The following is a 19,203-nucleotide window of genomic DNA, read 5'->3' as shown; positions in this document are numbered from 1 at the left end:
GATTTATGCATAAGAGTATTCTCCTATGCTTTTTTGCTTTATAAAAGAAGGAGGGAAGAGATGAGTAACATTCGTAAGATTGCAGAGCTTGCAAATGTTTCTATTACAACAGTTTCTAGAGTGTTAAATAATCATCCATATGTGGCTGAAGAAAAGCGAAAAGCAGTATTAGACATCATCAAACAATTAAATTATACTCCTAATATTAATGCGATTCATCTTGCAAAAGGCCACACAGGTATTGTTGGTGTTGTCGTTCCTAATATGACTCTTCCTTATTTCAGCGCTGTTGTAGATGGAATTTCAAATAAAGCGATGAAACATGATTATAAATTAATGATTTATCAAACAAAGTATGAAAGAGAAAAGGAAATTGAAGCCCTAGAAATGTTAAAGAAAAAGCAAGTTGATGGCCTTATTATTATTTCTAGGAAAGTAGAATGGAGTCTTATCGAATCTTATAGTGAGTACGGTCCTATCCTTATCTGTGAAGATCGAGAAAGTAAAAAAATCTCTACGATCTCAATTAACCATTACGAAGGCTTTGCCATTGGCATGAACTATTTGAGAGAAAAGGGACACAAGAGAGTTGGCTGCTGTCTTAGTCGTTTAGAAGGATCAAATAGTAAAAGAAGGATACAAGCTTACTATGACTTTGGAGAAAAGTTTGAAATGGATGTTAGAGAACAGTGGATTTTTAAGGGATGTTTATTTATTGAAGACGGGAGAAGAGTTATAGAGCAATTAAAGAAGATGCCTGAGTCTCCAACTGCTTTACTTGTTGCAAGTGATTATGTTGCAGCAGGGGTCATGACGAGCTGTAATGAATACGGGGTAAAAGTTCCAACAGATTTAGCATTTATAGGTTTTGATAATCACCCATTAGCAGAAGCACTTCATATTACGACAATTGAACATCCAATTGTAGAGCTTGGTTCAAGAGCTCTTGCAAAGATTCATTCCGTTCTGCATGAAGCAGAAGCTCCTTCTCAATCTCAACTTCCTTTAAAATTAATTGAACGAAAAACAGTATAAAAAGGAGGCTATTATTAGCCTCCTTCATATTATTTCTTATTCAAAAAGTATTTTTCAATATCATCAAGCATTTTATCTGCGGCAATTACACCACCTGCAGTGTTCCAAATGGCATCATCAACTTTATAAACTTGTCCGTTTTTAGAAACGGAAAGGTTTTTGAAAAGCTCTTTGTTCGTCCACTCTTTTTCTACTTCATTTCCTTTTTTATCGCCTGTATCATACGTGAAATAGAAGAGAACATCTCCATCCATTGCAGGAATGCGCTCGTCTGTTACACCCATCTCAGCAAAGTCTGCTTTATTCTGTTCTTCAGGACGCTTAAAACCTAGTTGATCTAAAATAATTCCTGCAAATGTATCTTTATGATAAATTCTTGTTTCACCAGCCATAAAGCGAACAAGCGAGACTTTTTTATTTGTTTCATCCCCAAGTTCCTCTTTTAGTTCGGCAACACGATTATCAAAATCACTTAATACTTTATTTCCTTCTTTTTCTTTATTAACCGTTTTTGCGTACACCTTGAAGTTTTCCTTCCAATCTCCGCGAAGTTCTTCAGTGAAAACAGTTGGAGCAATAGCATTTAACTTATCATATACTTTCTCTTGTCGTACTTTATTTCCGATGATTAAATCTGGTTTAAGAGACGCAATTGTTTCAAGACTTGGTTCCATTTCTGTTCCGACAACTTTAACGTCTTTCATATCATCTTTAATATGGTTATACCATGGATTGCCTGTCCATGATTGAACAGCACCAACAGGTTTAATACCAAGTGCAAGAAGAGCCTCTGTTCCTTCATTTGTTAGCACCACAACCCGTTTCGGATTCTTTGGAACTTTGGATTCTCCCATCGCATGCTTAATTGTTATTGTTTCTTTTTCGGTGCTTTTTTCCTTTCCTGAGCTTTCACTGTTTCCGCATGCTGCTAATACAAATAGCAATGTGAGAACAGTAAAAAGAGCCAGAAAACGGTTTTTTGTACCTCTAATCATATCTCCATCCCCCTCATTATATGAAAACCATTATCAATTAGATAATAGGAGAAAGAAAATGGAAAGTCAATAATAATTGAAAATGATTTTCAAAGTCATTGACAGTACTTTTGTCATCTCATACACTAAAGAAAGAAAAAAAACAGAAAATTTTATACTTAAGATAGAATAGGGGTCACCGTCATGAATCTGAGCACACCTCTTCAAAAAAGTCTTGGACTTTTTTTGCTCATCCTCTTGTTAATACTTTGCATGTGTTTAAGTGTTTTAATGGGTTATACAAATACAGGAATACATACTGTTATAAATGCTGTATCGCATTTTAACGGTTCTAATGAGCAAATTGTCGTAAGGACTGTGCGAATCCCAAGAGCTTTAATTGCAACGGCAATAGGGAGCAGCTTAGCTATCTCCGGTCTGCTTTTGCAAGCTTTAACTAAAAATCCGCTCGCTTCTCCAGATATTATTGGCTTTAATGCAGGAGCAAGTTTTTTCATTGTGATAGGACTTATGCTTTTTTCTATCAATTCGTTGCAAGGATTTACTTGGCTTGCTTTTTTAGGAGCTGCTTTTTCAGGTATTGTCGTTTACTTGCTTGCTTCAGCTGGGCGAGATGGTCTTACACCAATGAAGCTTACGTTAGCAGGAGCAGCGATTGCAGCCATGTTTGCTTCATTAACGCAGGGTTTACTCGTTTTGGATGAACAAGCTCTTGAACAGATGCTTTTCTGGTTGGCTGGTTCTGTACAAGGCCGTGATTTATCACTTTTACAAGCTGTTTTACCTTATCTTATAGGAGCAACAGCTGTCTCCTTATTTCTAGGAAGAAAATTAAATACACTAGCAATGGGTGAAGAGGTAGCGCTTGGACTCGGTCAGCGAACAGGAACTGTCAAACTGATAACAGCAGTTGTGACCATTCTGTTAGCAGGAGGAGCAGTTGCTGTAGCAGGACCAATTGGCTTTGTTGGCATCATTATTCCACAACTTGCTCGTTTTGTGATTGGAAATGATTATCGATGGCTCATTCCTTATAGCGGAGTGCTAGGAGCTATGCTACTCCTTCTAGCAGATATTGGAGCACGATATGTAATTATGCCAGAAGAAGTGCCTGTGGGAATTATGACGGCTATTTTGGGAACTCCTTTTTTCATATACATTGCGCGTAGAAAAGGAGAGGTTTTATGAACAAATACACACCTTTTCGGATGCGTAATAGCTTTTCGTTCCTAATAGATCGGAAGTCATTAAACATTAATATTGTCTTTTTTGTCTTATTGTTGGGGAGTGCGATTGTTGTAATAGGGCTTGGAGAACAGTTTATTTCACCTTTAAAAGTTGTCTCTGTCTTGTGGGGGAATGGAGATCCTTTTTCAACCCTTATTGTTAACTCCTTTCGTCTACCTCGAATCATTATTGCGATGCTTGTTGGTATTTGTTTAGCAATCGCAGGTGCAATTTTACAAGGAGTGGTAAAAAACCCTATAGCATCTCCTGATATCATTGGGATCACGGGGGGAGCAGCTGCTGCCGTTGTGCTATTTTTAAATCTTTTTAGCACAGATAGTGGGACACTAACTGTGAGTATTGAGTGGCTTCCGCTTGCAGCATTTACTGGAGCCTGTATCATTTCTATTCTTCTTTACCTTTTTGCATGGCAAGGTGGAGTTTCACCCGTTCGGATGGTTCTTGTAGGTATTGGAATGTGGGCTTTTACAAAGGCTGCAACAACGCTTCTTCTTATTATGGGACCGATCCATCAACAAAGTCAGGCAAATATTTGGATTACAGGATCAGTATATGGAGCTTCATGGGAAGGAGTTCGGATTCTTTTTCCTATTACGCTTATTTTATTTTTTGTTACAATAGTGATGATTAGAATGATTAATATTCAAGAGTTTGGAGAAGACGTAGCAACTTCAGTTGGAAACCGTGTTCAACTTTCCCGCTTTTTCCTACTGCTTGTAAGCACAGCGTTAACAGGAAGCGCCGTTGCTTTTGGTGGAGGGATTAGTTTTGTCGGTTTATTAGCTCCACATATTGCAAGAAGACTTGTAGGGTCATCATTTGGGGCATTGCTTCCACTAAGTGCTTTTATTGGAGCCATTTTAGTTTTGATTTCAGATACGATTGGAAGAGTTGTATTTCTTCCATTAGAGATACCAGCCGGAGTCTTTACGGCAGCTGTCGGAGCTCCTTATTTTATTTTTTTACTCTACAAACAACGCAATGTAGGATAGGGAAACAGAAGTTTACGGAGTGTATAAATAAGAAAAGAAAATTTCTGTTGAAGGAGCGTTAGCACATATGAAGGCAATGGAAACAAAAGATTTAACATTAGGATATGGAGAAACGGTTATTATTGACGAACTGAACTTGGAAATCCCTAAAGGAGAGATAACTGTTTTTATTGGGGGAAATGGCTGTGGAAAATCAACATTGCTTCGTTCAATGGCGCGTTTGCTAAAACCACAGCAAGGCTCTGTTGTACTTGAGGGAGAAATGATGAGCAAAATTGCTACAAAAGAAGTGGCTAAAAAGCTTGCTATTTTACCACAGGGCCCTGTAGCTCCAGAAGGACTTACTGTGTTACAACTTGTAAAACAAGGACGTTATCCTTATCAAAACTGGTTAAAACAGTGGTCTGAAGAAGATGAGAGAAAAGTTCAGAATGCGCTTGAATCAACAGGGATGAGCGCTCTTGCGGATCGCCACGTTGATTCCCTTTCAGGTGGTCAACGTCAAAGAGCATGGATTGCTATGACGCTTGCTCAAGATACAGAAATTATTTTGCTTGATGAACCAACAACATATTTAGATATGACACACCAAATTGAAATTTTAGATTTGCTATTTGATTTAAATGAGAAAGAACAGCGCACGATTGTAATGGTACTTCATGATCTGAACCTTGCCTGCCGTTATGCACATCATATTGTAGCTATTCGTGATAAAAAAGTATATGCGCAAGGGCGTCCAGAAGATATTGTAAGCTGTGAACTTGTAAAGAACGTTTTTGAAATGAGCTGTCAAGTAACGGTTGACCCGCTCTTTGGAACACCTCTTTGTATTCCACATGGAAAAGGAAGATGTATTGTTCAGCAAGTAACGAAAAATCAAAATGTAGACGTTGGATAACAAGCAAGCCGTAAAGGGAAACCTTTAAAAGCTTGGAGGGATGATAATGAAAGAAGAGTTCCAAGGTCAATTTTCAGCATTAATTGAAAAATATACAGACCTTATGCTTGGAGATACGTCAGAAGAACTTCAAGAAAAAATCAAAATGTGGGCTCTGTATACCCATATCTCTAAAACGATGCCACCTCTTGCTAAACATTGGAACAGTCAGTATCCAGATGCAAAGAAAGAAATGATTGATCTTGTGCGTGAGATTAAAGAACTGAACGAGAGACATCGGGAAAATCAAAAAAAGGCTTGATACTTTAGTATCAAGCCTTTTTTTAATGAGTTGGAAATTGATTCATATATCCTTGGAATTGTTCATAGCTTTGCTGAAGTTTATTTGAATCCTGAGCTTCAATACCGTAAAATCCCTTTTTAAACATAAGGTTATAAATCTCACGCTGACAGTCTTGTGATTCGTTAAAGATTGCTGAAATCTCTTGATAAAGTTCATTATGACTAAATTCATTAAGAGCCGTACAATATGAAGCTGTCATATATTTCTCAGTTGAAAGGATGTCTGTAATAAAATCAAGATCGTTCATTGCAGACGTTTTGTTAATTGGTAATTCTGGATTTTTGATTTTCTGATCAGCCATCGTTTATTTCTCCTTTACTGTAAAGTTTGCTGTGATTGAGTATTTTCGAGATGAGGTAAGATTCTTTCATAATGGCGCTGATGCATTTTACATACTTTTTCTATTTCTTGTGCAATCTCTGCATCTTGACATTGAGAAGCAAAGAAATGTGCTTTTTTCATTGCTACTAAGTTCCAAGTTAACATATCTGCGATATAAAGAGCGTCTTTTGTGGAAATGACTTTCGGTGGTTCCATAAACATTGGTTGTGATTGATTTGTACTTTGTTCATTCATTTCATTTTGCATAAAAATCCCTCCTTAAAACCAAAAAATTCTCCTTTATTTTGTCTTCTTTAGGATGTTCCTATTCACTGGAATTTTCATATTATATAGCATAAATATATGTTTGAATAAAAAGAAAAAAAGACCTGAGTAAATGAGCCTACTTTTTGAAAAAATGTTTGTCTTTTTTTTAGGGAGGGTAAATTTCTAGTACATTACCCTTTACACGTAGAAACATTTAAAGATATTCAATCTAGCTCTTATGGTCTACTGCTGTTTTAAAGGAATGAAATTATTTAGGTAGCATTAAATGTTATTTAATCAAGGGGGAGAAAGAAATGGAACAAGCAATGCGAGGTTTTTTTCTATATTTATCTAGGAATAAAGCGCTTACGAAAGTAGCTAAAAAGTATGGTTTACAATTTGGAGCTAAACGGTTTGTAGCAGGGGATACAATTAATTTAGCAGTGGATGTTATTAGAGGGTTAAATAATAAAGGATTAGACGTCACAATTGATTATCTTGGTGAGTTTATTGAAAGCGAAGAAGAAGCAATGGAAATGACAAATCAGTGCATTGAAGCAATACAAGCAATCGGACGCGAAAGTATAGAGTCTCAGCTCTCTCTTAAGCTCACATCACTTGGACTTGATTTGTCTTCAGATATAGCGATACAAAATATGAAGCGTATTTTAGATGAAGCAGAGGCAAACGGTGTGTTTGTAACAATTGATATGGAAGATTATTCACGCTGTGAGAAAACACTTAGAATCTTCAAAGAACTTAAAACAAAGTATGATAATATTGGAACAGTGATTCAAGCATATTTGCGCCGGACAGAAAATGATATGAAAGAACTTGATGCATACGAGCCAAATTTGCGTCTTGTTAAAGGTGCATACAAGGAACCAAAAGAAGTAGTTTTCCCAAAAAAGCAGGATGTTGATGAGAATTTTAAGAAGATTATTGAAATGCATATGCTCAATGGTCATTATACAGCTGTTGCAACACATGATGACAAAATCATCGAATACACAAAAAATCTAGTTTCAAAGCATAACATTCCAAAGGAACAGTTTGAGTTTCAAATGCTGTATGGGATTCGAACTGAAAAACAGGAAGCGCTTGTGAAAGATGGATACAGAATGCGGGTGTATGTTCCTTATGGGACAGACTGGTATGGCTATTTTATGAGAAGATTAGCAGAGCGTCCTGCAAACGTAGCCTTTGTTTTAAAAGGAATGAGCAAAAAGTAAAAAAAGACTTGCTACTATTTTAGCAAGTCTTTTTATCGTTAATGTCCTTGGGTATTTTCTTGTTTGTACTGTTGGTTTTGTGATTTTTGTTTTCCCGTATTATCTCTTCCATGAGGACCTGCATTTCCTTTCACACTTGCAGCGCTTACGCCATTTCGAGACGGATTTTTTTGCAAACGTGCCATCGCATAACCACCTCCCTTTTTTAACATAACCTGAAAAAAGCAAAATAACCAAACGTTTAGTATTGAGAAAATTCTAAAAATAATATATATTAAAAGGAGGGTAAATAAGGCGTTTTTTAGCCATAAAATGAATGGTCATTCATTCAATAGAGTTTGGAGGGAATTTATATGGTGAAAACGATCCGAAAAGCAGCTGTCATTGGTTCAGGTGTAATGGGGTCAGGGATTGCTGCTTTACTTGCAAACGTAGGTATTCAAACACTCCTCTTAGACGTCGTGCCAAACGAGCTCACAGAAGTTGAAAAGAAGAAAGGATTATCTAAAGATGATGATGAAGTGCGGAACAGACTAGCGAAAACATCGTTAGAGCAATCTTTAAAAAGAAAGCCAGCTCCTTTTACTTCAAAGAAAAACATCGCCTTTATAACGATTGGAAATACTGAAGACCATTGGCATGAATTAAAAACATGTGATTGGATTGTTGAAGTTGTCGTAGAGAATTTACAAGTGAAGAAACAAGTGCTTCAAAACATTGATAGAGTGAGAAAGAAAGGAAGCATTGTAAGTTCTAACACATCAGGAATCTCTGTTCATGACATGTCGGAGGAGTGCTCACAAGATTTTAAAGAGCATTTTCTAGGCACTCACTTTTTTAACCCACCTCGCTACCTCAAACTACTAGAAATTATCCCAACAAAAGAGACAAAACCAGCTATTGCTCAATATATGAAAAACTTTGGTGAAGAAGTACTTGGTAAGAAAGTAGTGTTTGCCAAAGACACGCCAAACTTTATTGCCAATAGAATTGGCACGTATGGATTACTTGTAACAGTAAGAGAGATGAACAAAAGTCAGTTAAATGTTGGGGAAGTCGATTCTCTGACAGGTCCTCTTATTGGAAGACCAAAAAGCGCAACATTTCGAACGCTCGATGTTGTTGGATTAGATACATTTGCTCACGTTGCACACAATGTATTTCAGCATGTAGAGGGAGAAGAAAGAGAGCTTTTTACCATTCCATCTTTTATGGAAGCGATGTTAGAAAAGGGCTTGTATGGAAGCAAAGCTGGAAAGGGTTTTTATAAAAAAGAAGGAAAAGAAATTCTTCAATTAAATACTGATACACTTCAATATGAACCACGTCAAAAGTTCCCGCTGAAAGATAAAAATAAAGGTAAAAAGAAAGATATGAAAGCGCTTTTATATTCGTCGGAAAGAGAAGATCAATTTCTATGGAACATCATTAGCCCTGTATTACTTTACTCTGCCCATCTTGTGTCACAGATTGCTGACAATATCATTGATGTTGATGAAGCAATGCGAGCTGGGTTTGGATGGAAGAAAGGACCATTTGAGCTATGGGATGAGCTTGGTGTAGAAGAGACCGTCGCCAAAATGAAAAACGAAGAAAAAACGGTTCCAAGCTGGGTTGAAGAAATGCTTGAAAGTGGCTTCACTACCTTCTATAAGCAAACATCTGAAGCTCTATTCTATTTTAAAGAGAGTGAGTACAAAGTAAAAGAAAGAGAGGAAAAAAGGATTCATCTAGCGAGTCTTGAAAAAACAAACGTACTTCAAAAAAATAGCGGTGCTGCTTTACTTGATATGGGGGACGATGTGCTTTGTTTACAATTTACATCACCGAACAATGCAATTGGTCTTGATATTATCGATATGATTCATAAAGGCATTAATGAAGCAGAGCGAAATTATAAAGGGCTTGTTATTGGAAATCAAGGAAAAAACTTCTGTGTTGGCGCCAATCTTGCCATGATGCTAATGGAAGCGCAGGACGATAACTATGAAGAAATTGATTTTGTGATCTCCAAATTTCAAGGAGCAATGCAGCATATAAAATATAGCCTTATACCTGTTGTAACTGCTCCATTTTCCATGACTCTTGGTGGAGGAGCGGAAGTTTGTTTGCCTTCTGCCCATATTCAAGCTGCAAGTGAAACATATATGGGGCTTGTAGAAGGTGGAGTTGGTCTTATTCCTGGTGGAGGAGGAAGTCAAAACCTTTATCAAAAAGTTCTTTCTCAAAGTGGGAACGTGACAGATCTTTTAAAAGTAGCTTCACACGTTTTCGAAACGATTGCGATGGCAAAAGTGTCGACTTCTGCTCGTGAAGCAGGGGAGCTTGGTTTTTTAAATCCACAAGATAAAATCACACAAAATGAAGAATTCCTACTCTATGATGCAAAGCAAGCAGTCATTCATCTTTCTTCTGATTATCGAGCGCCTGTACAGCAAAAGATTCCGGTTGTTGGAGAGAGCGGTTATGCGACGCTTTTACTTGGAGCGCAAAGCATGAAATACTCTGGGTATGTTTCTGATCATGATTTGAAAATTGCTAAAAAGCTTGCTTTTGTGATCGCTGGTGGGAGACTACCTTTTGGCACAAAAGTTGATGAACAATACTTGTTAGATTTAGAGCGTGAAGCTTTTTTAAGCCTGATTGGAGAGCTAAAGTCACAGGAGAGAATGCAGCATATGCTTTTGAAAGGCAAACCATTGCGCAATTAGAAGGGGGAGTAGGACTGTGAGAGAAGCAGTTATTGTAGCTGGAGCAAGAACACCTGTTGGAAAAGCGAAAAAAGGATCATTAGCAAATGTAAGACCTGATGACTTAGGGGCCCTTGCTGTGCAAGAAACGTTGAAAAGAGCAGGCGGATATAGTGGTGAAATTGATGATCTCATTATCGGATGTTCGATTCCAGAAGCAGAGCAAGGGTTAAACTTAGCGCGAAACATTGGGGCTTTAGCAGGATTACCGTATACCGTTCCAGCGGTTACGATCAATCGGTACTGCTCATCTGGATTACAAACGATTGCGTATGGTGCAGAGAGTATTATGCTTGGAAAAGCAAATGCAGTATTAGCAGGAGGCGTCGAATCAATGAGCCTTGTGCCGATGATAGGGCATGTGACACGATTAAATGTTCGCCTCGCAGAAGAAAAACCGGAGTATTATATGGCAATGGGGCATACAGCTGAACGAGTTGCCGATAAGTATGGCATTAGCAGGGAAGATCAAGATGCATTTGCTGTAAGAAGTCACCAAAAAGCAGCAAAAGCAGTACAGGAAGGTAAATTTAAAGATGAAATAGTACCTGTTGAAGTGCCGATAAGAACAGTGGATGAACATCATAAATGGCAAGAGAAGAAAGTGTTGTTTAGCAAAGATGAGGGAGTACGTCCTGGTACAACACTGGAAGCTCTTAGCCATCTTCGTCCAGCTTTTGCCCTGAATGGTTCAGTGACAGCAGGAAATGCTTCACAAACAAGCGACGGAGGAGCAGCTGTCTTTTTGATGGATCATGAAAAGGCGAAAGCAGAAGGTCTTAAACCAATGGCCAAATTCCGTTCATTTGCTGTTGGGGGAGTTCCGCCTGAAATAATGGGAGTTGGTCCTGTTGTTGCTATTCCAAAGGCTTTGAAGCAAGCTGGCCTGTCGTTGAGTGATATCGGGTTGTTTGAATTAAATGAAGCATTTGCATCACAAGCCATCCAGATTATTAGAGAGCTAGGGATAGACGAAGAAAAAGTAAACGTAAATGGAGGAGCAATTGCGCTTGGTCATCCACTTGGATGTACAGGAACAAAACTAACTTTATCACTTTTGCATGAGATGAAGCGAAGAGGAGAACAATTTGGCATTGTGACAATGTGCGTTGGCGGCGGTATGGGAGCGGCTGGGGTTTTTGAACTTTTAGCATAAAGGGAGGAAGAGTTATGAAAAGCAAAGGAGAGAAAGTAGTAAAAGGTGGAGGTTTCATTTTAGAAGATATTGATCCTGCTATGGTATACACCCCAGAAGACTTTACAGATGAACACAAAATGATTGCTAAAACAGCAGCTGACTATATTGACAAAGAAGTATTAAAAGAAGTGGAGCATCTTGAAAACCATGAGTTTGATCGATCTGTGAAGCTGTTGAAAAAAGCAGGGGACCTTGGATTGCTTGGCGGAGATATTCCAGAGGAGTATGGGGGACTTGATCTTGATAAAATTAGCTCAGCCCTTGTAGCAGAAAAGTTTTCAAAAGCCGGCGGGTTCTCTATTACTCACGGAGCGCACGTTGGAATAGGTTCCTTGCCAATTGTGCTTTTCGGTACAGAACAGCAAAAGCAAACATATTTACCTGAACTTGCAAGTGGAGATAAGATTGCAGCATATGCTTTAACAGAGCCTGGATCTGGTTCTGATGCCCTTGGTGCTAAAACAACGGCACGTCTAAATGAAGAAGGAACGCATTATCTTTTAAATGGTGAAAAGCAGTGGATTACAAATGCAGGATTTGCGGATCTCTTTATTGTATATGCAAAAGTAGATGGAGAGCACTTTAGCGCATTTATTGTAGAACGAACAGCAGAGGGAGTTTCCACAGGCCCAGAAGAAAAGAAAATGGGAATCAAAAGTTCATCAACAAGAACACTTATTTTAGAAGATGCTAGAGTTCCTAAAGAAAATGTGTTAGGAGAAATCGGAAGAGGGCATATCATTGCTTTTAATATTTTAAATATAGGCCGCTATAAATTGGGTGTTGGAGCAATTGGAGCTTCAAAACATGCCTTTGAGATTGCTGTAAAATATACAAATGAGCGAAAACAGTTTAAAACAAAGATTTCAGAGTTCGCTTTAACAAAGGAAAAGTTGGCCACAATGGCAGCTAAGATTTATGCAACAGAAAGCTCTGTTTATCGAACAGTAGGGCTTTTTGAAGAGAGAATGGGAGCTTTAAACGAAGCAGAAAGAAAAGATGGTGGAAAAGTAGCAGATTCAATTGCTGAATACGCTATTGAATGTTCACTAAATAAATTCTTTGGTACAGAAGTGCTTGATTATGTTGTTGATGAAGGGTTGCAGCTTCATGGTGGCTACGGATTTATGGAAGAATACGAAATTTCACGGCTTTATCAAGATTCACGCATTAATCGGATTTTTGAAGGCACGAATGAAATTAATCGTTTGCTCGTCCCAGCAACTTATTTGCGTAAAGGAGTAAAAGGAGAGCTACCTCTATTTGAGAAAGCGCAAGCTCTGCAAGAAGAAATGATGATGACAAGAGCTGTAGAAGCAGGGGAAGGGCTTCTTGATCAAGAAGAGAACTTAGTGAAGAACGGTAAAAAAGTCGCTTTATTAATTCTTGGTCTTATTGCTCAAAAGTATGGAAAAAAGGCAGCAGAAGAACAGGAAATTTTAGCAAATGCTGCTGATATTATTAGTGAAGTATATGCAATGGAATCTGTTTTACTGCGCACACAAAAGGCAGTAAGAGCTACTGGTGAAGAGAAAAACCAATTAAAAATACGTTATACCGAAATCTTTTGTCAAGAAGCATTCCAAAAAATTGAACAACATGCAAAAGAAACTCTTTCATATGTGGAAGAAGGGGATAGCCTTCGAATGATGCTTTCTGCTTTGCGTAAATTCACGAAATACATTCCTAAAAATCTGATTGCTAAAAAAAGAGAAGCAGCTGAAGTGCTAATTGAGCAAGAGGAGTTTACTGTGTAATGACTATAAAAAAACAGGGAGAGCGTTCGAGCTTTCCTTGTTTTTTAATGAAGGTTCACGATAAAATGAGAAAGAAAATACAGAGGATTGTGGTGGTGTAATAAGTGAGTATAACAATATATGAATATCCAAAATGTAGCACATGTCGAAATGCAAAGAAATGGCTTGATGAACATAATGTGGAATACAATGCAATACATATTGTAGAAAACCCTCCTTCAAAAGAGGAAATTAAGGAACTTTACGAAAAGAGCGGTTTAGAGCTGAAGAAATTCTTTAATACAAGTGGGAAAAAGTATCGTGAGCTTGGATTAAAAGATAAAGTAGCTTCTGCTTCAAATGAAGAACTTTTTGAAATTTTAGCTTCAGATGGCATGCTTTTAAAACGACCAATTGTGACAGATGGGGAGAAAGTAACGGTTGGGTTTAAAGATGAGATATTTCAGAAAGAATGGAAATAGAAGGATAATGCTTATTAAAAGTTTTTCTTATTTTAGAATGCCTTTAAATAGAAAATATTCTATTTTTACGTTACAATTAAGATAATATGAGAGCGTTTATGTGCTCCCTTTGATAACGAATAAAAATGATAAGAAAATGAACGATGTATGGAGGGAACTGGAATGAATTTACCAAAAGATTTACGTTATTCAGAAGAACACGAGTGGGTAAAAGTTGAGGGTGACAAAGTAACAATTGGAATTACTGACTTTGCGCAATCAGAACTAGGTGATATCGTATTTGTTGAGCTTCCTGAAGTAGGAGCAACAATTGAAGCGGACGAGCCTTTTGGGAGCGTTGAATCTGTTAAAACAGTATCTGAGTTGTACGCACCAATTAGCGGAAAAGTAGTTGAAATCAACGAAAACCTAGATGACAGCCCAGAGTTTGTTAACGAATCTCCATACGAAAATGCATGGATGATTGTTTTAGAACCTGATAATAAGGAAGATATTGAGAAATTAATGACAGCAGAAGAATATCAAAAAATGATTTCAGAATAAAAAAAGGAATGTTTCCCTTTTGGAAACATTCCTTTTTTTTATTTTTGAAAAGGGAAAAATTTCATTTATGAACCCTTCGCTTTCAGGAGAATCTATAGTTAGATTCGTCTAGAAGGAGTGAAGCTTAATGTTAGAAAAGCGTCATATTGATGTAACGGACCGCGTTGTCGGAAAGTATGTAAATGATGAATTGAATTTATACGTTGAAAATGAACCGATTGGGAAGATGACTGTTAACGAGCAAGGAAAATCAGAGTATCAGTTAAATAACGGATATCAATATCGCGATAATAAATTTTACCAACATACAGATGTTACAACAGGTAAAGATATGAAGTACACAGATTGTGACAATGAAGAAGGTTGGTGTTAAAAAGCAGCGGGATTCCGCTGCTTTTTCTCTTAAAGAAAGCATTTTATAAAATTAAATATGAAGAAACAGGGGAAAAGACGTGAGAAAGCGAATACTGTATACTAAAGGATAAATGGATATTGGTGTACATTCTAACAAACAGGTGATGACAATGGTAGAAGGTATGGATAAGGTAATTATTGTTGAGGGAAGATCGGATAAAAAAAGAATTGAAAACATTATTAGAGAACCGATTGAGATCATTTGTACAAATGGCACGCTTAGCGTTGCCAAACTTGATGAAATTATTGATGCAACATTCGACAGGGACGTCTATATATTAGTCGATTCAGACGATGCTGGAGATAAGCTTAGAAAACAATTTCGTCGTGAATTTCCTGAAGCAGAACATCTTTATATTGATCGAGCTTATCGAGAAGTAGCTGCTGCACCAAGAAACCATATTGCGACCGTGTTGTTGAGTGCTAATATTGATATCAACACAGAATTTTTAGTTTAAAGGATTTGGTTAATGATGCAGGAATGGACAGAAGAGATTGTAAATGAAAATATAAACAAAGAAGGATATCGCTTTCTCTATTTTTACACACCACTTTGTGGAACATGTCAGCTTGCGAAGAAGATGCTTGAAGTAAGTGAGAAAGTGCTACCAGATGTAAATATTGGAGTAGCTAATTTAAACTATATGCCAAATAAGGCAAGTGAATTTAAGATAGAAAGTGTGCCGTGTTTGCTCATTTTGAAAGATGGGAAATTAGAAGAAAAAGTATATGCTTTTCATTCAGTTGAAAATATTATTGGAAAATTAGGCTCTTATGAAAGTGCTTTACGCTAATGTAAAGCACTTTTTGACATATTTCTTAGGAAATAAAAGTGTTACGACATTGTTTGAAGTTTAAGAAAAGAGATTGTCGAGAAAAAGAACAAGGAACAGGAAAAAAAAGAGAGAACTTTAACAATACGAGAAAAAAGGAGTGTAAGCGGATGAAACTAAAAACATTAGTTCACAGTTTTATGAAACGCCTTACTAAAAGCGCTCACTTACTGCCGTTAATGGGAGAAGAATATTTTGTTATTTCTCTTCAAGATGAAACAGATTCCTATTCCTTGCTTATTTCAAAAGGCGAGCAAATTGTTGTGTCTGGATTAGTTCAACAAGCAAACGTTCGGATTCAGGGTGATAATAAAAGTTATTATGATTTGCTACTAAGTTTAGAAGCTCTGCAGAAGCTAAGTAAACAGCACCAAGTGGTTATAGAAGGTAGTTTTGCAGACGTTCTGAAAGCTGAAATGTTGATTAAACTGGCTACAAAAGAGCAAAAAGGAAAAGTTGTGCAGTTAGCCTCATAGCAAAAAATAGAAATGTTACCACTGTTGAAAATTATTTGACATTGTTTATGATAGGTGCTACAATCACTCTCGTAACTTCTAATCGTTTAATTAAATATTGCAACTCTTATCAAGAGAGGTGGAGGGACTGTGCCCGATGAAGCCCGGCAACCGTCAGATAATCTGAAAAGGTGCCAATTCCTGCAAAGTTGTGTAATACGACTTTGAGAGATGAGAGAGAGGCTTGAACATACACAACCTTTCTGCTCGTCGTGCAGAAAGGTTTTTTTATTATGCTGAAAAGATTTTGTTTGGGGATACTATTCTTCATTACTAGGCCTCTTTATCGGAAAAAACTGACTTTTTAAACGGTAAATAAGAATAACTGACAGATCGAAGAAGGTGAATACGCAATGATTACATTGAAGAACGTCAACAAGACATATAAAACAAAATCAGGTGAAGTTGTAGCAGTCAAAGACGTCAATCTCGAAGTTGGAAAGGGAGAAATCTTTGGGATTATCGGTTACAGCGGAGCCGGAAAAAGTACGATGGTTCGGCTTTTTAACGGCCTTGAGAAACCTACAAGTGGGGATGTCGTAGTAGCAGATAACAATATTGGTCATATAAAGGGCGAACAGCTTCGAAAAGCTCGTCAAGAAATAGGGATGATCTTTCAACATTTCAATTTATTATGGTCCCGAACTGTACGTGACAATATTTCGTTTCCTCTTGAAATTGCCGGAGTACCAAAGAAAGAGAGACAAAAAAGAGCGGAGGAGCTTATTAAGCTTGTTGGGCTTGAAGGGCGCGAGAAAGCTTATCCTTCTCAATTAAGTGGGGGACAAAAACAAAGGGTTGGAATTGCGAGAGCACTTGCTAACAATCCAAAAGTCCTTCTTTGTGATGAAGCAACTTCAGCACTTGATCCTCAAACAACAGATTCGATTTTAGATTTACTTGTAGACATCAATAAAAAATTAGGACTAACAATTGTCCTTATTACGCATGAAATGCACGTTATTCGCAAAATTTGTCATCGTGTAGCAGTGATGGAGAGCGGGAATATCGTGGAGCATGGTGAAGTATTAGAAGTCTTCCGCAACCCACAGCAGAACGTAACAAAACGTTTTGTTAAGCAAATAGCAGAAGCAGAAGATGCTTCTGAAACAATCTCTACTTTAGTAGAACGCTATAAGAGTGGACGAATTGTACAGCTCACATTTATTGGAGATGATGCAGAACAGCCGCTTATTACTCAGCTTATCAGAAAATTTGATATTGCAGTAAATATTGTACAAGGGAAAGTGTCTCAGCTCCAAGATGGTGCGTACGGTACATTATTTATCCATCTTGATGGAAATGAAGAAGAACTAAACAAGGCATTAGCCTTTTTACAACAAGAGAACATCGAAGTAGAGGTGATCAATCATGCTTAGTGAATGGTTTCCAAACGTTGACTTAGAGTCTTTTCAGCAAGCAACAGTTGAGACGCTCTATATGACGTCTATCTCAGTTATTGCAACGTTTATTTTAGGGATTTTACTTGGACTCTTATTATTTTTAACATCTAAGGGAAGTCTATGGGAAAACAAGTTCTTTAACACGGTTATTGCTGTTATTGTGAACGTATTTCGTTCCATTCCCTTTATCATTCTAATCATTCTATTGCTTCCTTTTACAAACTTTATCATCGGTTCTATGTTTGGTCCAAAAGCAGCTCTTCCAGCATTAATTATTGGAGCAGCCCCTTTCTATGCGCGACTTGTAGAAATTGCGCTTCGTGAAATTGATCGTGGGGTTATTGAAGCAGCTCAAGCAATGGGAGCGAAAACAAGAACTATCATTTTTAAAGTATTGTTACCAGAGTCATTGCCAGCCCTTATTTCAGGTATTACTGTAACAGCTATTGCTCTTATTGGATACACAGCAGTAGCAGCGGCAATTGGAGCAGGAGGACTTGGCGCTCTAGCATATGACCAAGGATTTAAACGTAATGAGAATGATGTAACGTTTTTAGCAACAGCCTTAATTTTAGTTATTGTATTTATTCTTCAATTTATTGGCGACTTAGCGACAAAGAAAATCGACAAACGCTAATGCTATAAACTAATTTTGAAATAAAAGGAGAGTCATTACATGAAAAAGTTATTTGCATCAGCTGTTCTAGCTTTATCTGTGACAAGCCTTGCAGCTTGTGGTTCAAACGGCGGTAGCGACAGCTCTAAGGAAAAAGAAATTAAAATTGTAGCAACAAGTACTCCACACGCTGAAATTTTAGAAGAAGCAGCCTCAATTTTAGAGAAGAAAGACATCAAGCTCGATGTTGAAGTAAATGACGATTACAGTTTACAAAACAAAATGCTAGCTAGTGGTGAAGTTGATGCAAACTTTTTCCAACATACACCATACCTTAAAAATGCAATGAAGGAAGACAAAAGTTTTAATCTTGTAAGTGCAGGTGGCGTACACCTTGAGCCAATGGGTGTATACTCTAAAAAATATAAAAACCTTGATGAAATTCCTAAAAACGGAACAATTATGATTAGTAATAACGTAGCAGAAGAAGGACGCATGCTTTCTCTTTTACAACAAGGCGGTCTTATTAAACTAAAAGAGGGCGTTGACCCTGTTTCAGCAACGAAGAAAGATATCGTAGAAAATAAGAAAAATATCAACATTAAAGTTGGTGGAGATGCTGCTTTAATGCCAAAAGCATATGAAAATGAAGAAGCAGACGCAGTTATTATTAATACTAACTATGCAATCGGAGCTGACTTAACGCCAACAAAAGATGCGATTGAGTTAGAAGGAGAAGATTCACCATACGTGAATATCGTTGCAGTTAAAAAAGGTGACGAAGATCGTGAGGAAATTAAAGAACTTATGAAAGTTCTTCATTCAAAAGAGATTCAAGATTTTATTAAAGAGAAATATAAAGGTTCTATCATTCCAGTTTCAAAATAATAAAAAAGGGGCGCATTTGCGCTCCCTTTTTTATTTTTATGAGAGATGCAGAAAGCATACATTTTTTCTAGAAGACCATACTAACGTTGAAAAGTTTAAAGAAATGGAGTTGATAGGGATGGATACAGGTCAAAATTCAACAGACCAGGCGTTGCATGCGTATAAAATGGGTATCGGCGAATTTACACAGAAGCTTCCAGACGTTGCTGAAGCATTTAATGCATTTACAGAAACATGTTTTAAAGAAGGAGAACTTTCAGCAAAACAGAAACAGCTGATTGCTCTTGGAATCAGCCTTGTAGCACAAGATGAATACTGTATTATTTATCATACAAAAGGATGTCTAGATGAAGGAGCAAGTGAGAAGGAAATTCTTGAAGCGTGCGGCGTTGGCGCAGCATTTGGCGGGGGAGCAGCAATGAGTCAAGCTGTTACGCTCGTGCAAGAATGCATTGGAGAACTAGATCAGCGCACACATTAAACAAACGTTTGAT

At 37.4% G+C, this 19,203-nt stretch carries 23 protein-coding genes and 1 riboswitch; of the genes, 19 read left to right on the top strand and 4 right to left on the bottom strand.

Features of this window, described 5'->3' with window-relative positions; genetic code table 11:
- The first annotated feature begins 60 nt into the window (after nucleotides 1–60).
- The gene (locus B9N79_RS18185) at nucleotides 61–1,035 is read left to right on the top strand and encodes a LacI family DNA-binding transcriptional regulator (protein ID WP_040060190.1); all 975 of its coding nucleotides are present in this window, start codon (nucleotides 61–63) and stop codon (nucleotides 1,033–1,035) included.
- Between the two features lie 29 nt (nucleotides 1,036–1,064).
- On the opposite strand, the gene B9N79_RS18180 is transcribed toward B9N79_RS18185, so the two are convergent.
- Nucleotides 1,065–2,030: an ABC transporter substrate-binding protein gene (locus B9N79_RS18180; RefSeq protein WP_019394991.1), complete on the bottom strand. Its 966-nt coding sequence runs from the start codon at nucleotides 2,028–2,030 to the stop codon at nucleotides 1,065–1,067.
- A 183-nt stretch (nucleotides 2,031–2,213) separates the two neighbouring features.
- Here B9N79_RS18180 and B9N79_RS18175 point away from each other — a divergent pair, with 183 nt between their 5' ends.
- The 4 genes from B9N79_RS18175 to B9N79_RS18160 all read left to right on the top strand — a co-directional run bounded on the left by B9N79_RS18175 (nucleotide 2,214) and on the right by B9N79_RS18160 (nucleotide 5,469).
- Nucleotides 2,214–3,218, top strand: coding sequence for a FecCD family ABC transporter permease (locus B9N79_RS18175; RefSeq protein ID WP_085118769.1), 1,005 nt, complete (start codon nucleotides 2,214–2,216; stop codon nucleotides 3,216–3,218).
- Nucleotides 3,215–4,270 (top strand): FecCD family ABC transporter permease, encoded by a 1,056-nt coding sequence (locus B9N79_RS18170; RefSeq protein ID WP_019394993.1) that lies wholly within the window; start codon nucleotides 3,215–3,217, stop codon nucleotides 4,268–4,270. The genes B9N79_RS18175 and B9N79_RS18170 overlap by 4 nt, the downstream gene beginning before the upstream one ends.
- Nucleotides 4,271–4,337: 67 nt before the next feature.
- Nucleotides 4,338–5,168 (top strand): ABC transporter ATP-binding protein, encoded by an 831-nt coding sequence (locus B9N79_RS18165; RefSeq protein ID WP_040060187.1) that lies wholly within the window; start codon nucleotides 4,338–4,340, stop codon nucleotides 5,166–5,168.
- A gap of 46 nt (nucleotides 5,169–5,214) precedes the next feature.
- Nucleotides 5,215–5,469, top strand: a complete 255-nt coding sequence (locus B9N79_RS18160; RefSeq protein ID WP_040060186.1) for a DUF2573 family protein — start codon at nucleotides 5,215–5,217, stop codon at nucleotides 5,467–5,469.
- A gap of 22 nt (nucleotides 5,470–5,491) precedes the next feature.
- On the opposite strand, the gene B9N79_RS18155 is transcribed toward B9N79_RS18160, so the two are convergent.
- Together B9N79_RS18155 and B9N79_RS18150 are read right to left on the bottom strand one after the other, a co-directional pair.
- A complete protein-coding gene (locus tag B9N79_RS18155; protein ID WP_019394996.1) occupies nucleotides 5,492–5,812 on the bottom strand; it encodes a spore coat protein in 321 nt (106 codons plus the stop codon).
- A gap of 14 nt (nucleotides 5,813–5,826) precedes the next feature.
- Nucleotides 5,827–6,099, bottom strand: coding sequence for a hypothetical protein (locus B9N79_RS18150; protein ID WP_040060185.1), 273 nt, complete (start codon nucleotides 6,097–6,099; stop codon nucleotides 5,827–5,829).
- A gap of 314 nt (nucleotides 6,100–6,413) precedes the next feature.
- On the opposite strand from B9N79_RS18150, the gene B9N79_RS18145 reads away from it, so the two are divergent.
- Nucleotides 6,414–7,331: a proline dehydrogenase family protein gene (locus tag B9N79_RS18145; protein WP_046218011.1), complete on the top strand. Its 918-nt coding sequence runs from the start codon at nucleotides 6,414–6,416 to the stop codon at nucleotides 7,329–7,331.
- Nucleotides 7,332–7,369: 38 nt separating this feature from the next.
- On the opposite strand, the gene B9N79_RS18140 is transcribed toward B9N79_RS18145, so the two are convergent.
- Nucleotides 7,370–7,516: a YuzL family protein gene (locus tag B9N79_RS18140; RefSeq protein WP_019394999.1), complete on the bottom strand. Its 147-nt coding sequence runs from the start codon at nucleotides 7,514–7,516 to the stop codon at nucleotides 7,370–7,372.
- Nucleotides 7,517–7,684: 168 nt separating this feature from the next.
- On the opposite strand from B9N79_RS18140, the gene B9N79_RS18135 reads away from it, so the two are divergent.
- The 13 genes from B9N79_RS18135 (at nucleotide 7,685) to B9N79_RS18075 (ending at nucleotide 19,190) form a co-directional block, all read left to right on the top strand.
- On the top strand, nucleotides 7,685–10,042 hold the full coding sequence (locus B9N79_RS18135; protein ID WP_046218010.1) for a 3-hydroxyacyl-CoA dehydrogenase/enoyl-CoA hydratase family protein: 2,358 nt from the start codon (nucleotides 7,685–7,687) through the stop codon (nucleotides 10,040–10,042).
- A 16-nt stretch (nucleotides 10,043–10,058) separates the two neighbouring features.
- The gene (locus B9N79_RS18130; RefSeq protein WP_019395001.1) at nucleotides 10,059–11,237 is read left to right on the top strand and encodes an acetyl-CoA C-acetyltransferase; all 1,179 of its coding nucleotides are present in this window, start codon (nucleotides 10,059–10,061) and stop codon (nucleotides 11,235–11,237) included.
- 14 nt (nucleotides 11,238–11,251) lie between these two features.
- Nucleotides 11,252–13,036 (top strand): acyl-CoA dehydrogenase family protein, encoded by a 1,785-nt coding sequence (locus tag B9N79_RS18125; protein WP_040060180.1) that lies wholly within the window; start codon nucleotides 11,252–11,254, stop codon nucleotides 13,034–13,036.
- A gap of 104 nt (nucleotides 13,037–13,140) precedes the next feature.
- A complete protein-coding gene (locus tag B9N79_RS18120) occupies nucleotides 13,141–13,497 on the top strand; it encodes an arsenate reductase family protein (protein WP_019395004.1) in 357 nt (118 codons plus the stop codon).
- A gap of 162 nt (nucleotides 13,498–13,659) precedes the next feature.
- Nucleotides 13,660–14,040, top strand: coding sequence for a glycine cleavage system protein GcvH (gene gcvH / locus B9N79_RS18115; RefSeq protein ID WP_019395005.1), 381 nt, complete (start codon nucleotides 13,660–13,662; stop codon nucleotides 14,038–14,040).
- A gap of 127 nt (nucleotides 14,041–14,167) precedes the next feature.
- Entirely contained in the window at nucleotides 14,168–14,413 is a 246-nt protein-coding gene (locus tag B9N79_RS18110) for a YusG family protein (protein WP_040060178.1), read from the top strand.
- A gap of 151 nt (nucleotides 14,414–14,564) precedes the next feature.
- A complete protein-coding gene (locus B9N79_RS18105; protein ID WP_019395008.1) occupies nucleotides 14,565–14,912 on the top strand; it encodes a toprim domain-containing protein in 348 nt (115 codons plus the stop codon).
- A gap of 15 nt (nucleotides 14,913–14,927) precedes the next feature.
- The gene (locus tag B9N79_RS18100; RefSeq protein ID WP_040060475.1) at nucleotides 14,928–15,248 is read left to right on the top strand and encodes a thioredoxin family protein; all 321 of its coding nucleotides are present in this window, start codon (nucleotides 14,928–14,930) and stop codon (nucleotides 15,246–15,248) included.
- Nucleotides 15,249–15,397: 149 nt separating this feature from the next.
- Nucleotides 15,398–15,763 carry an SCP2 sterol-binding domain-containing protein gene (locus B9N79_RS18095; RefSeq protein ID WP_046218009.1) on the top strand — a complete coding sequence of 122 codons (366 nt, stop codon included), beginning with the start codon at nucleotides 15,398–15,400 and terminating at the stop codon, nucleotides 15,761–15,763.
- A gap of 103 nt (nucleotides 15,764–15,866) precedes the next feature.
- Nucleotides 15,867–15,980, top strand: a riboswitch (SAM riboswitch).
- Between the two features lie 175 nt (nucleotides 15,981–16,155).
- Entirely contained in the window at nucleotides 16,156–17,181 is a 1,026-nt protein-coding gene (locus B9N79_RS18090) for a methionine ABC transporter ATP-binding protein (protein WP_019395012.1), read from the top strand.
- On the top strand, nucleotides 17,174–17,842 hold the full coding sequence (locus tag B9N79_RS18085) for a methionine ABC transporter permease (RefSeq protein WP_019395013.1): 669 nt from the start codon (nucleotides 17,174–17,176) through the stop codon (nucleotides 17,840–17,842). Before B9N79_RS18090 ends, B9N79_RS18085 begins: the two co-directional genes overlap by 8 nt.
- A 39-nt stretch (nucleotides 17,843–17,881) precedes the next feature.
- Nucleotides 17,882–18,709: a MetQ/NlpA family ABC transporter substrate-binding protein gene (locus B9N79_RS18080; protein WP_019395014.1), complete on the top strand. Its 828-nt coding sequence runs from the start codon at nucleotides 17,882–17,884 to the stop codon at nucleotides 18,707–18,709.
- A gap of 118 nt (nucleotides 18,710–18,827) precedes the next feature.
- On the top strand, nucleotides 18,828–19,190 hold the full coding sequence (locus B9N79_RS18075) for a carboxymuconolactone decarboxylase family protein (protein ID WP_040060473.1): 363 nt from the start codon (nucleotides 18,828–18,830) through the stop codon (nucleotides 19,188–19,190).
- The last annotated feature ends 13 nt before the right edge of the window (nucleotides 19,191–19,203 follow it).

Origin of the sequence: Priestia filamentosa, from assembly GCF_900177535.1 — a bacterium.
GTDB classification, from domain to species: Bacteria; Bacillota; Bacilli; order Bacillales; family Bacillaceae_H; genus Bacillus_I; species Bacillus_I filamentosa.
Note: the sequence above shows the minus strand (reverse complement) of the source record. Positions and strands in the feature narration are given on the sequence as shown.